We start from the raw sequence: 12,893 nt of genomic DNA on the forward strand, positions 1-12,893 counted from the left end.
CAGGCTTCGCGCGAAAGCGCCAAGTGTGCCAGTGTGGCGCAACGGTAGCGCAACTGATTTGTAATCAGTGGGTTGCAGGTTCGATTCCTGTCACTGGCTCCATGAGAGTTTCGGGCTCTGTCTCTATATGGGACAGAGCCCGTTTCTATTTAGGTGGCGCGCCATCAGGTTAGCGCCCATCCCGTTTTTGGTTTGTCTCGTCCTCCAGTTTGTCTAAATCTGTAACACCAAGACCGATATTTGGCATCTAACTGTTACAGATTGAGATGAAACTTAGGGTGTTTTAGGAATATCTTGATCTGTAACATGTAGAAGCGGAATAGGCCTCTTGCTGTTACAGATCGAGACAAGGGCGGGTGCGGACCTGGATGTTCTGCTCGAGCGTGGATTTCTGGACACGCGAGCGAAGAAAATCTTCCGACCGGAGAACGAGCGTGGATAATTAACTTGGATAGGGAGCTAAGGTAAACACCGATTGTCTATCGAAGGCTTTAGAAACGACGACCCCGATTTCATTGTGGAATCGGGGTCGTTTGTGCCTGAGGAATCCGAATGGATTAATCGAGCTCCTAAGGGACTTCTTGGGTTCTTGCTAATGGTCTGCCGAGGATGTCCCCAATGCAAGCAGCGGGCATCTACTCAATATAGTTGGGATTCTTCTTGATGATCACGCGTGCAGCGATGAACGAGACGACGATGGCGATGACGGCGACAACGCACGCCAGTACGAAGTTGCCCATGGATCCATCGGGAGCGATAAAGATCAGCGCAGAAAGAAGACCGGGGCATGCTCCCGCAACATACTCCTTCAGGACGAAGATACCTGCAGGGAGTCCCGCGCAGAGGGCGCCGATTGCCGTGCCGACAAGCAGGCGGGGACGCTCGATGAGGCAGCCATAAAATGCGGGCTCAGTTACGCCACAGAGTGCGGTGACGGCAACCGTGGTGACCATACCTCTCTTCTCCTTGTTGCCTTTCATTGCAGTTGCCAAGGCGAGACTCGTGCCGCCAATGCAGAGGTTTGAGATGAAGCCAAAGATGATGGGCGCCCAGCCGAGCTGCGCCAAGCTCGTAACTTCGATCGCGATGTAGGCCTTATCAAGACCGAGCATGACAAAATAGGGGTTAAGGGCTGCAAGGATTGGAGTAGCGATAAATGCCACGTTATCCATGAGCCACGTGGCGGCATCACTCAGCGCGTAGCCCATCATGCTGCCGGCGGGGCCGAGGATAATCAGCTCAACAGGCACGACGATGAACATGGTGAGCAGCGGCTTCAAGAACAGTTTGGTAATGTCGGGGATGATTTTCTGAAGACCGCGATCAACAAAGTACATGAACACAACGCCCAGTACGATTGGCACCACCGTGCTCGAGTAGTCATTCGTCGGGATGGGGATGCCAAGAAAGTCGAGACCCTCAGCACCGCTAATAGACGAGCTAATCATGATTGCGCCCAGCAGTGCGCCCATGATAGGCTGCATCTTCATGACGGCGGCGAGCTGATAGCCGAGGTAAACGGGCAGGAAGCTAAATGAGGCGCTGAAGATCGCCAGCAGAACCTGGGCGGTTCCGCTATCGGTGCTCAATCCACAATAATTGACCAGGAGATTCTTGATCGAAAGAATGAGTCCGCCAACGATGAGCGCCGGGACGATGGGCATGAATACCTGTGCAGAGACGTTCCCGAATTTCTCAATCAAGCCCATGGCGGTGTTACCGCTTTTAATGCCTTCTGCAAGGTCTTTGGCGGTTTGGGCATCGTCGGCAACCGTGCCACCGCCGACTTCGATTCCCGCGAAGTCGAGGAAGTCGTTGTAAGCCTCGGTGACGTTGGGGCCGATGATCACCTGAAGCTGGCCACCGCTGACTACTGCCCCGAGCGCCTGGTCGGCCGATTTGGCGAGCTGGAGATCGATGATCGAGGTGTCTCGTGCGTCGATGCGAAGGCGCGTCGCACAATGAGTTACCGATGTAATGTTCTCTTTGCCGCCAACAGCCTTTAGGACTGTTTCGGACATTGCCTGATATTTCATCTCTTTCTCCTAACCTTCCTGCTCCTGATACTTCGAGATAAGGTCTCGGTACCAATACCAGCTCTTTTTGGGGGTGCGCTCCAGATTGTTCTCGAAGTCGATATGGACAAGTCCGTATCGTTTTTCGTAGCCGTTGATCCAGCTATACAGATCCATCGTCGACCAGAGGTAGTAGCCCTCAACGCGCGCGCCGTCGCGCTTAGCCCTCATCATGTGCTCGATGAACTGGCCCAGAAGCTCGATGCGGTCATCATCGTGGATCATTCCGTCTGCGTCTGGTTGCTCATAGGCGCCATGTCCGTTTTCCGTAATAAAGATGCGGGGCGCGTCATAGCGCTCGTGGACATCCATGATGGTTGAATACATGCAACTTGGGAGTATTTCGCGGCCCCATTTATTGCGGGGAACATTGCTGTCGCGGGCGCTTTCAAACAAGGGCGCAATGCATTTTCCTTCGACCTTTTTGCTCGAACCGCCCTTATTGTTCGCCGAAACGGCAAGCTCTCCACCGTGCCAGTCGGTTACATACTCTCGGCAATACACGTTGAGTCCAATAAAATCGACTTTACCGTCGCTGAATTCTTCTACGTCATTTGGGGATCGATAGAGCGAGACGCCAAGTTTTTCAAGGATTTCGTCCATTTCTGGCGGCAGTTGACCCTGAAGCGCTGGTGCCAGAATCATGCGATTGGCGAAAAAGTCTGCGTATCGAAATACGTCATCGGGGTGCTCGGTTGCCGGGTCGAGTTCGACAACGCCGCCATCGTGGACGGCGCCGATGATGCCGTCGTAGCCCATTTGACGATATGCTCGGACTGCGAGTGCGCTTGCGCGCATCAGGTTGTACTGAAACTGCATGTACGACTGAACATCGAGCGATCGATTGGGGGGATAGTTGCCCAACATGTTTACGCAGTAGCTGTAGAAATGCGGCTCGTTAACGGTAGCCCAGATTTTGACGCGGTCTCCAAAGCGCTCAAAGCAAATCTTGGCGTATTTGCAGAACCACTCTGCCATGTCGTTGTTCAGCCATCCGCCTTTGCAAGCAAGCGTGAATGGCAGATCGTAATGGAACAGCGTAACGTTGGGCTCTATGCCATTTTCGAGGCAGCAATCAATGACCCGATTATAAAAATCGATACCCTCTTCATTCACTTTGCCGATACCGGTGGGGATGATTCGACTCCATGAAAGAGAGAAGCGATAGGTGTTTTGTCCGCCTTCTTTCATCATGCGGATATCTTCTTCATAGCGATGGTAGAAGTCGCAAGATACATCACCGTCAACATGGTTGATGTTCTTATTGCTTGTGTGGCTAAAGAAATCCCACTCACCAAGGCCTTTGCCGTCTTCGTTCCAGGCACCCTCGCACTGATAAGACGCCGTGGCGGAACCCCAGAGAAACGGCATGTTGTTCACGTTGCCCATGAATCCCCTTTCCATCATTCAACACGGTGGATACGTGTGGCGGAATTATGATTAAGATGACGTCAACTGATTTGAATCATAGGAGAACGACCAAAGCTGTTTGATTCAATCAATGAATCATGATTTCGAGGAGAGCGGAAAGAGGGATCACGTGAATATCAATGACTTCGATGTGCTCAATCGCATTAGCTCCATCATCAACAGCGAGTTTGGGTCAAACGATGCCGCCATCGCTCGATATCTCATCGCTCACATTAGGCGTTCGAGCGAAATCAATGTTGCCGCAATAACCCGCGATGCATTCGTGACCCGTTCCGCTGTTCGTCGTTTCTGCAATCGATTGGGCTACCAGTCTCTTAGCGATTTGAAAGAATCATTTACTCAGTCAGTCTTTCCAAGCGACTTAAGCCATCGAGAGGAGGAATTTGGCTACGAGGAGTACAGGGCAGAGCTCGACGTTCGCATGATCGAGATGTTCGCTGAGGTTGAAAGCGGCGTGTCCGATATCGCTATTAAGCATCTTGTCGACGAAATTGATGGCCATAAAAACGTTGAAATCTGGTGCACCAATAATGTGAGCGCCAATCTCGTACGATTTCAGCAGGAAATGTTTTATGCGGGCAAGATAGTTCGCATAGTTGCTGGGGCTAACGTCGCGGAATTGAAAAACATGGGAGACGCTTCGCAGTCATTGATAATTCTCGTATCGGTCTCCGGGCTATTTGCGTCACAGGCGCGTGAGTATCTTGATTGCCGTTCGGGCAGGAAGATTCTAATTACTGCGTTTAGCAACGATGACAAATCGAGGTCTTTTGACCGTGTATATCGTCTTGGTAATGCGGGAAACGGAATTGACCGACTCGGCGTTTATTCGAAATACGCCATGACTTATTTTTTCGACTTGCTATCGTCGTGTTACTTGAGTCGCTACCCCTGCACCAAGGGGGAGCCGCTCTATGGGTCTACTTTGGCCTGGCCCGAGTAGTTGCGGCTTTACAGTTCTCTCGCCTGGAGAATGAACGTGGATAATCTGCCACTTTGGCCTTAGAGCCGCGCTAAAAGTGGGAGATAATCCACGCTCGATCGTGGCGTGGAAGCCCGATCTCGACCTATATATAGGTGCAAATAAGCCGTTATCGAAGTTCGATCCTGAAGGTGTACTCCACTACACCAAAGTGTTACCTCGGGAAACGTCACCTCAGTATCCAAAACCACCGTCCTTCATATCCAAACTCAACAAAACCGCAGGTCACAGCTATATAGATACGCCCGGCACCGTGTATCTAGAGGTTTTCGTTGACAGCCCCCAAGGTTGCATCGTATTATCTTTTTCGTTCGCGGGGGCGGCGGTCCAAAAGACCAAAGGACCTGCGGATACTTGAACGATTGGGAGTTTGCCCGAGTGGTTAATGGGGACGGGCTGTAAACCCGTTGGCTCTGCCTACATAGGTTCGAATCCTATAGCTCCCACCCGTCAAGTGCCTGTATAGCTCAGTCGGTAGAGCACTTCGTTGGTAACGAAGAGGTCACCAGTTCAAGTCTGGTTGCAGGCTCCATCCGGCGGTGTAGCTCAGTTGGTTAGAGCACACGGTTCATACCCGTGGCGTCACTGGTTCGAATCCAGTCACCGCTACCATAGGTAACACGGTGGCTTCTCAATAGTATGTTGAGAGGCCACTATGGTATAAAGGCAAAGTCCCGTCCGGGGACGACCTGTTTAGAGGAGGGCTTTATGGCCAAAGAGAAGTTTGAGCGCACTAAGCCGCATGTTAACATCGGCACCATTGGTCACGTCGACCACGGCAAGACCACGCTGACCGCTGCCATCACCAAGGTTCTCTCCGAGACCGAGGGCTGCAAGGCTGACTTCACTGCGTTCGAGAACATCGACAAGGCTCCCGAGGAGCGCGAGCGCGGCATCACGATTTCCGTCTCCCACGTTGAGTACGAGACCGCTGCCCGTCACTACGCTCACGTTGACTGCCCGGGCCACGCTGACTACGTCAAGAACATGATCTCCGGCGCTGCTCAGATGGACGGCGCTATCCTGGTCATCGCTGCTACCGACGGCCCCATGGCTCAGACCCGCGAGCACATCCTGCTCGCCCGTCAGGTCGGCGTTCCCTACATCGTCGTCTTCCTGAACAAGTGCGACATGGTCGACGATGACGAGCTCATCGACCTCGTCGAGATGGAAACCCGTGAGCTCCTCTCCGAGTACGATTTCCCCGGCGACGACATCCCCGTCATCCGTGGCTCCGCTCTGGGCGCTCTCGAGGGCGACGCCAAGTGGATGGACGCCATTCGCGAGCTCATGAAGGCCGTCGACGAGTACATCCCGACGCCTGCTCGTAACAACGACCTCCCGTTCCTGATGGCCGTTGAGGACGTTATGACCATCTCCGGCCGTGGTACCGTTGCTACTGGCCGTGTCGAGCGCGGTGAGCTCAAGCTCAACGAGCCCGTCGAGATCGTCGGCATCAAGGATACCCAGAACACCGTCGTTACCGGTATCGAGATGTTCCGTAAGTCCATGGACTTCTGCGAGGCTGGCGACAACGTCGGTCTGCTGCTCCGCGGCATCAAGCGTGAGGACATCGAGCGCGGCCAGGTTCTCTGCAAGCCCGGTTCGGTTACCCCGCACACCAAGTTCACCGGCGAGATCTACGTTCTGACCAAGGAGGAGGGCGGCCGTCACACCCCGTTCTTCGATGGTTATCGTCCTCAGTTCTACTTCCGTACCACCGACGTTACCGGTACGGTCAAGCTCCCCGAGGGCACCGAGATGGCTATGCCTGGTGACCACATCACCATCGAGGGCGACCTCATCCACCCGATCGCCATGGAGGAGGGCCTGCGCTTCGCTATCCGCGAGGGTGGCCACACCGTCGGTTCTGGCATCGTCTCCACGATCATTGAGTAAATTAGCTCTTTGATATAGCTGACTTAGAGAACCCGGCACTTATATGGGTGCCGGGTTCTTTTCTGCAATGGATATTGAGCCGTTGCTGGTGTCGAGAGGATCGATAATGGTCCTGGATGCACCGTCGATTAGCTCTCGATGGCTTCATTGATGTGTTCCAAATATGAATGGATCCACCGAGAACCAATTGACTCGAGGTTTTCATTGACAGCACTTACGTGGAGCTGATAAAGTAACAACTCGTGCCCGTACGGGGCGGAAATGAAAGGTTCAGGATACATGCGTACTCTAGTTACTCTTGCGTGTACTAAGTGCAAGCGCCGCAACTATACGACCACCAAGAACAAGTCGACCATGCCTGATCGTATGGAGATCAAGAAGTATTGCCCCTGGTGCCGTCACCACACGCTGCACAAAGAGACTCGCTAGTCTCTAGTCACATACGCCAGTAGTTCAATTGGTAGAGCATCGGTCTCCAAAACCGAGTGTTGAGGGTTCGAGTCCTTCCTGGCGTGCCAGTCATTATTCCGTAAGCTCCCACTTGGGGGCTTACGGTTTACTCATGTATAAGCGCATTGCGCGGAGGTAACCCAAATGGCCAACAAGAAGAACAAGAAGAAGGCTCAGCAGCCGGCACCTGCCAACAAAGCTGCCGCCAACTCCAAGGTTGAGGCCAAGAAGGCCGTTGCCAAGAAGAACGAGAAGGCTGCGAAGTCCAAGAAGAACGAGAAGCCTGGTTTCTTCGCCCGCACCAAGAAGTATTTCGCTTCGGTCAAGTCCGAGATGAAGCGTGTCACGTGGCCCGATAAGAAGGAGCTCGTGAACTACTCGGTTGTTGTTTGCGCTTCTCTGATCGTCGTCGGCGTCGTCATCGCTCTGCTCGATGCTGGCTTTGGCGAGGCTCTTGCTCTGTTCTCTGGATTGAGGGGCTAAACCATGTCTAAGCGTTGGTACGTCGTTCACACTTACTCTGGATACGAGAACCGCGTTAAGTCCGATCTCGAGCATCGCATCGAGACTATGGGCATGCAGGACCGTATCTTTGATATCGAGATTCCTATGGAGCGCGTCACCGAGATTAAAGAGGGTGGCAAGCGTGAGACCAAGGATTCCAAGATCTTCCCGGGTTATGTCCTGGTCCGCATGGAGATGGATGACGATGCTTGGACGTGTGTTCGTAACACGCCTGGCGTCACCGGTTTCCTAGGCGGCAACGGCAAGCCCGCTCCGCTTTCCCGCGACGAGTACAACAAGATGACTCGTCGTCCCGGTAAGGGCGATTCGCCCAAGCGCACCTCGGTTGATATTGAGGTCGGTACGTCCGTCCGCGTCACCGATGGCCCGCTTACCGACTTTGATGGCAAGGTCTCCGAGGTTAACACCGAGGCTGGCAAGCTCAAGGTCACGCTGATGATCTTTGGCCGCGAGACGCCGGTCGAGCTCGACTTTAACCAGGTCGCTGTCATCGCTTAAGTTTTCGTCCGTTCGCGCGAGCGTGCTTCTTCTGTGACTGCTCATCTCAGGAGTGCTTCTAACACGTGCGTGCTTACGATATAGCAAGTACTTCACACTCGTGATTCGAAAGGAATGACCATGGCTGAGAAGAAGGTTGCCAACGTCATTAAGCTCCAGATTCCTGCTGGTGCAGCAAACCCCGCTCCTCCCGTCGGCCCCGCCCTGGGCGCTGCTGGCGTGAACATCATGCAGTTCTGCCAGGCCTTTAACGCCGAGACGCAGGACAAGAAGGGTGACATCATCCCCGTTGAGATCTCTGTCTACGAGGACAAGTCCTTCTCCTTCATCACCAAGACCCCGCCGGCGGCTCACCTTATCAAGAAGGAGCTGAACCTCAAGTCTGGTTCCGCTAAGCCCCAGGCTGACAAGGTTGGTCAGCTCTCCCAGGAGCAGCTCACCAAGATCGCCGAGATCAAGATGCCGGACCTCAATGCCAACGACATTGACGCCGCCAAGAAGATCATCGCCGGTACCGCCCGTTCCATGGGCGTCACCATCGCTGAGTAGCGATTTCTTATGGTAACGGCGGGTGCTCCGACCGGGGCGCCCGTTAAATGTGTGCAATAGGGCACACGATACGATGTGGGAGGGCTCACGCCCGTTTAACCACAGGAGGTAATGCACATGGCTAAGCATGGTAAGAGCTATAACGCCGCTGCCGAGAAGATCGACCGCGCCACGCTCTACACCCCCCTTCAGGCTGCCAAGCTCATCAAGGAGCTCGACACTGCAAAGTTCGACGAGACCGTCGAGGCTCACTTCCGTCTGGGCATCGATACTCGTAAGGCTGACCAGAACATCCGTGGTTCCATCTCCCTGCCCCACGGCACCGGCAAGACCGTTCGTGTTGCCGTCTTCGCCGAGGGCGAGAAGGCCCGTGAGGCTGAGGCTGCCGGCGCCGACATCATCGGTTCCGACGAGCTCGTCGCCCAGATTCAGAAGGGCGAGATCAACTTCGACGCCGCTATCGCTACGCCGAACATGATGGCCAAGGTTGGCCGCATCGGTAAGATCCTTGGTCCCCGTGGCCTCATGCCGAACCCCAAGCTCGGCACCGTGACCATGGACGTCGCCAAGATGGTCTCCGAGCTCAAGGCTGGCCGCGTTGAGTACCGCGCCGACCGCTACGGCATCTGCCACGTGCCCCTGGGCAAGAAGTCCTTCTCTGAGCAGCAGCTCGTCGAGAACTACGCTGCCCTGTACACCGAGATTCTGCGCGTCAAGCCCTCTTCTGCTAAGGGCAAGTACGTCAAGTCCATCTCCGTGTCTTCCACCATGGGCCCTGGCGTCAAGGTCGATCCCGCTGTCCAGCGTGACTTCCTGGCTGAGTAACTGCTAGTTACTGCCTGAGTACAGCAAGCATTGCTAAAGAAACCCGGTTCTGCCTTGTGCAGGACCGGGTTTCTTGCTATCGCGTCAAAAGCACCATAAAGGGGACAGTGTCCCCTTTATGGTGGTTACCAGGGTGTTCTGGCTGTTGAGGACTCGATGGCTTCGTGGCGTTTGAGCTCGCGGCGCATGGTTTGTGAGTTGAGCCAAGCTGCTTGCCAGCCGCGGATGGGGTAGTGCGTCTGGTCGAGCTCAAACTGCGTATAGCCGCAGGCGTTGATGATCGTCGTTCCACACACATGCTGACGCTCGCGCTGAAAATCGCAACCGTAGCTTTGGTGCACATGCCCGTGCACCATGTAGTCGGGATTCCAGGATTCGAGTGCTGTGTTAAAACACTCGAATCCTCGATGCGGCAGATCGTCCAGATCACCCATACCGGCGGCGGGTGCATGGGTAAGCAGAATGTCGCACCCGCCGACCATCCTAACCTTACGCGACAGCTTACGCATGCGCTTGGACATCTCGCGTTCGGTGTACATGTTGGCGCCGTCGCGATAACGCATGGACCCGCCAAGGCCCGCAATGCGAATCCCTCGGTACGTGTACACGCTGTCCTCTACGCAGATACATCCACCCGGTGCATGACGTGCGTAGCGGTCATCGTGATTGCCGCGCACGTAGATGAGCGGTTTGTTGATGACCGTAACCAAAAACTCAAGATAGTCCGGGTCCAGATCGCCGGCGGACAAAATCAGGTCGACTCCCTCAAAGCGTTCCTTGCGAAAGCACTCCCAAAGGCATCGTTCTTCGGTATCGGCTATGGCAAGGATTTTCATAGGGCAGGGACTTTCGGCTCATCGTCGAGCTGCGGAATGGTGCCTACCACGTTGTCCGCCAGCCAATTCATCTCGACAATCTGCGTGCTCGGCAGCGGAGGGAAGCCTTCGATCTGTACCACGCCGTTCTGGCTGTGGAGCTCGCCGCCAAAGGGGTTGATGGATCCCACAACAATGCCGTTGCGGAGCAACTGCACGAGTTTGCGCGTTTGGTAGGGTAGGCCCGGAGCGTAACGGATGTCGATAACGCCGGAGCTCATGCCATACCAGTAGTTGACAGCGCGCACTTGGTTGTCGTCGCTGGTCTCGTCCCACGTGCCGTGAAGAAGGCTGCGAACGATGAGCTCGTAGTAACGGCCCCAGTTCCATACCGGCATGGCGATGCCGGTAACCTTGCCATCGACCAGGCGGTGAAGTCCGTAGGCCGTGGGGTCTTCGAGCGACTTTGACATGTCGGCGCCGGTCATGACGCTTACACCTTCGCGGCACATGGCCTCGGCAAGGCCTCCGGCGGGCACATCGCCCCAAGTCAGGATAATTTGCGCACGGGGGTCGAGCAGCGAGGCGCCAATCGCAAAGGCGTTGATCTCGCTGAGCGCGCCCGAGGCGAAGACCGACGCGTGGTAGCCGATGCGGTGGTTGTCCGCCATGCTGGCGGCAAGGGCGCCCAGGAGGAACTTGGCCTCGTACATCTTGCCAAAGTACGAACGGACGCTTTGATGGGGAAGGCCGATAGAGCAGTTGAGGAACCGAACCTGGGGATACTCAACGGCAGCCCTGAGCGTGTATTCCATCAGGCGGTGCGAGGTCGAGAAGATGACGTTTGCCCCATGTTTGACAGCCGTTTCCACGGCGGCGTAGAACACATCCGGATCGTGACAGTCCTCGAACGCCTCGGTGCGCACGATACCGCCAAAGTGCTCATCGAGATACTGACGCCCTTGGTCGTGCAGGCTGTCCCAGCTCGACATCGCACAGGGGAACTCATGGATAAAGGCGATGCGCAGGGGGTTGGTCGCCGAATAGACGGTCTTGCCCATAAAGAAGTTGAGCACGCCGGAGGTGGACTTGGCGGGCGACTCCTCCTCGTCGACGCTCGGCGCTTCAACAAGATCGACCTTGTCCTCGTCATTTTTGCCGGCAATGACCAGCTCGCGCCAAATCTTGCACAGGCGGTTTACGACGATATCCGTTGGCGTATCCAGCAGGCGGTCCTGGTTGTACACATTGAGGTACACGAGCATGGCGTCGGCGGGCGTAATGTCCAGGTGGTCGCCGCCTGCGCGAAGGTAGGCGCGCTTAAAGAGCAGGAAGGTGTGGCGCAGGTAGTCGACCTTTTTCTGCGGCCATTTTTCGATAAGATTCTGACCGAGCATCTTGGCGAGCGTCTCGTAGCTTCCCTCACGCGAGAACTCGATCTCGTATAGGGGGCAGACGCGCCAAAACGCGCAGAATTCACCGTACAGGCGGCTTTCGACGGAATCCCATGTGCCGGGGTAGAGACGGGTGACCCTGGCCGAAACCGTTGGAGCGTCCAAGAATTTGAGGACACTGACGCGTTTATTGCCTTCCTGGACATAGAACCGATGCATGAACTCGGTGACGATGATGGGGTCGCGATAGCCCTCGGTTACCTGGATGTCGTAGAGGTTGGACCACTTGCGGGCGAACTCGGTGTTAAACGGCAGCAGGGGCATAAAGTTGCATGAAAAGGCGGACTGACGGCCCTTGGTGACAGTGCCGACGACCATTTCGATCGGAATATCCCGCAGGCCGACACTCACTCGCTGACCTAAGGGGAGCTGAGCAATCAAACTGTCGAGGTCCGTAAGGTATGGATGCTCGCTTTGGCTAATGGCGCGTCGACGTCCTTGCTCGCCGCGCTTGCGTGCTTGACGATAGGCCTCTTCCATGATGTTGCTCCCTTAGTCGTTTAAACAACTACATAAACCATGGTACCACGAATGAAAACCACCACAAAGGTGCCTGTCCCTTTTTGGCGGGTTAGGCGATGATGGGGGCGATGGCGCGGATGCAGGCGTCGGCTGCCGTGAAAGTAGTGCTGTCGTCGCTGACGATAAAGATGATCTTTCCTTTGATGCCAAAGTCGTCGATTTCGCTAAAGAGTACGTAGGGCTCCTTGTCAAAGCCCGAGATGGGAAGCACGGCGGCTTTGGTGGCGCTGGTCAGCTCGTCTGCCAGTGCGTCCAGTGAAGCCCACTTGGACGTGTCCTTGACCGCGACGGGCACGGCAACGCGCCCAAAGGGCATGAGGTGCACGAGCGTGTTCTTGGAGATGTTGGAGTTGGGGACGATGATGGTCTGCCCACAGGCATCCTCAATCGTTGTATGGCGCCAAGTGATGTCTTGGACCACGCCGGATACGCCGCCGACCTCGATATTGTCGCCGGGCTTGATGATGCCCATAAAGGTCACCTGCATGCCGCCGATAAGGTTTGACAGCGTGTCCTGAAAGCCGAGCGAGATGGCGATGCCGCCGACGCCAAGGGCGGCGACGAGCGCGTTTGCGTTAATGCCAAAGCAGTTATCGAGGATAAAGCTGCCGCCAATCATCCAGATGACGGCGCGCGCGATGTTGATGAAGATACTCGATGCCGGAAGCGGGTTATCGTCTCGGTTAAGCAGATGGTTCAGGGTCTTGGATACGACCTTGGCGGCGACGGCGGTGCCTATCGCCAAGATGACGGCCCAGATGATGTTGTGGACCCACCGTTGCTCAAAGAAATGAAGAATCGGCTCAAACAATTCCATGTAGGGAAAACCTCCTAATGATCGTTCAACCATGATACCCACCAAGAAGCC

The 12,893-nt window shown here is 55.2% G+C and carries 12 protein-coding genes and 5 tRNA genes; 12 read left to right on the forward strand and 5 right to left on the reverse strand.

Going from position 1 to position 12,893, the window contains the following annotated elements; genetic code table 11:
* Positions 1-27 precede the first annotated feature (27 nt).
* Positions 28-102, forward strand: a tRNA-Thr gene (locus FGQ67_RS00500).
* Positions 103-635: 533 nt separating this feature from the next.
* Here FGQ67_RS00500 and FGQ67_RS00505 read toward each other — a convergent pair.
* Together FGQ67_RS00505 and FGQ67_RS00510 are read right to left on the reverse strand one after the other, a co-directional pair.
* Entirely contained in the window at positions 636-2,021 is a 1,386-nt protein-coding gene (locus FGQ67_RS00505) for a PTS transporter subunit EIIC (RefSeq protein ID WP_249934341.1), read from the reverse strand.
* A gap of 24 nt (positions 2,022-2,045) precedes the next feature.
* Entirely contained in the window at positions 2,046-3,464 is a 1,419-nt protein-coding gene (locus tag FGQ67_RS00510) for a glycoside hydrolase family 1 protein (protein ID WP_138339597.1), read from the reverse strand.
* A 151-nt stretch (positions 3,465-3,615) separates the two neighbouring features.
* Here FGQ67_RS00510 and FGQ67_RS00515 point away from each other — a divergent pair, with 151 nt between their 5' ends.
* The 11 genes from FGQ67_RS00515 (at position 3,616) to rplA (ending at position 9,234) form a co-directional block, all read left to right on the forward strand.
* Positions 3,616-4,449: a MurR/RpiR family transcriptional regulator gene (locus tag FGQ67_RS00515; RefSeq protein ID WP_070100711.1), complete on the forward strand. Its 834-nt coding sequence runs from the start codon at positions 3,616-3,618 to the stop codon at positions 4,447-4,449.
* Positions 4,450-4,852: 403 nt separating this feature from the next.
* Positions 4,853-4,934, forward strand: a tRNA-Tyr gene (locus tag FGQ67_RS00520).
* Positions 4,935-4,944: 10 nt separating this feature from the next.
* Positions 4,945-5,020 (forward strand) — tRNA-Thr (locus FGQ67_RS00525).
* Between the two features lie 3 nt (positions 5,021-5,023).
* Positions 5,024-5,100, forward strand: a tRNA-Met gene (locus FGQ67_RS00530).
* A gap of 96 nt (positions 5,101-5,196) precedes the next feature.
* A complete protein-coding gene (tuf, locus tag FGQ67_RS00535) occupies positions 5,197-6,387 on the forward strand; it encodes an elongation factor Tu (RefSeq protein WP_035137538.1) in 1,191 nt (396 codons plus the stop codon).
* A gap of 279 nt (positions 6,388-6,666) precedes the next feature.
* Positions 6,667-6,816: a 50S ribosomal protein L33 gene (gene rpmG, locus FGQ67_RS00540; RefSeq protein WP_138339599.1), complete on the forward strand. Its 150-nt coding sequence runs from the start codon at positions 6,667-6,669 to the stop codon at positions 6,814-6,816.
* Positions 6,817-6,829: 13 nt separating this feature from the next.
* Positions 6,830-6,905 (forward strand) — tRNA-Trp (locus FGQ67_RS00545).
* A 76-nt stretch (positions 6,906-6,981) separates the two neighbouring features.
* Positions 6,982-7,320: a preprotein translocase subunit SecE gene (gene secE / locus FGQ67_RS00550; protein ID WP_035137537.1), complete on the forward strand. Its 339-nt coding sequence runs from the start codon at positions 6,982-6,984 to the stop codon at positions 7,318-7,320.
* Positions 7,321-7,323: 3 nt separating this feature from the next.
* Positions 7,324-7,860, forward strand: coding sequence for a transcription termination/antitermination protein NusG (gene nusG / locus FGQ67_RS00555; protein ID WP_099432095.1), 537 nt, complete (start codon positions 7,324-7,326; stop codon positions 7,858-7,860).
* Between the two features lie 120 nt (positions 7,861-7,980).
* Complete coding sequence (gene rplK / locus FGQ67_RS00560; RefSeq protein WP_022093893.1) at positions 7,981-8,409, forward strand: 50S ribosomal protein L11; 429 nt, start codon at positions 7,981-7,983, stop codon at positions 8,407-8,409.
* Positions 8,410-8,526: 117 nt separating this feature from the next.
* The gene (gene rplA / locus FGQ67_RS00565) at positions 8,527-9,234 is read left to right on the forward strand and encodes a 50S ribosomal protein L1 (RefSeq protein WP_022093892.1); all 708 of its coding nucleotides are present in this window, start codon (positions 8,527-8,529) and stop codon (positions 9,232-9,234) included.
* 125 nt (positions 9,235-9,359) lie between these two features.
* Here rplA and FGQ67_RS00570 read toward each other — a convergent pair whose 3' ends face one another.
* From FGQ67_RS00570 to FGQ67_RS00580, 3 genes are all read right to left on the reverse strand, one after another.
* Positions 9,360-10,070 carry a metallophosphoesterase family protein gene (locus FGQ67_RS00570; RefSeq protein ID WP_117799696.1) on the reverse strand — a complete coding sequence of 237 codons (711 nt, stop codon included), beginning with the start codon at positions 10,068-10,070 and terminating at the stop codon, positions 9,360-9,362.
* The gene (locus FGQ67_RS00575) at positions 10,067-11,983 is read right to left on the reverse strand and encodes a BMP family ABC transporter substrate-binding protein (RefSeq protein ID WP_138339600.1); all 1,917 of its coding nucleotides are present in this window, start codon (positions 11,981-11,983) and stop codon (positions 10,067-10,069) included. Before FGQ67_RS00575 ends, FGQ67_RS00570 begins: the two co-directional genes overlap by 4 nt.
* A 91-nt stretch (positions 11,984-12,074) precedes the next feature.
* The gene (locus tag FGQ67_RS00580; protein WP_138339601.1) at positions 12,075-12,842 is read right to left on the reverse strand and encodes a mechanosensitive ion channel family protein; all 768 of its coding nucleotides are present in this window, start codon (positions 12,840-12,842) and stop codon (positions 12,075-12,077) included.
* Positions 12,843-12,893: the final 51 nt, after the last annotated feature.

It is taken from the genome of Collinsella aerofaciens (assembly GCF_005845035.1).
In the GTDB taxonomy this organism is placed as follows: Bacteria; Actinomycetota; Coriobacteriia; order Coriobacteriales; family Coriobacteriaceae; genus Collinsella; species Collinsella aerofaciens_I.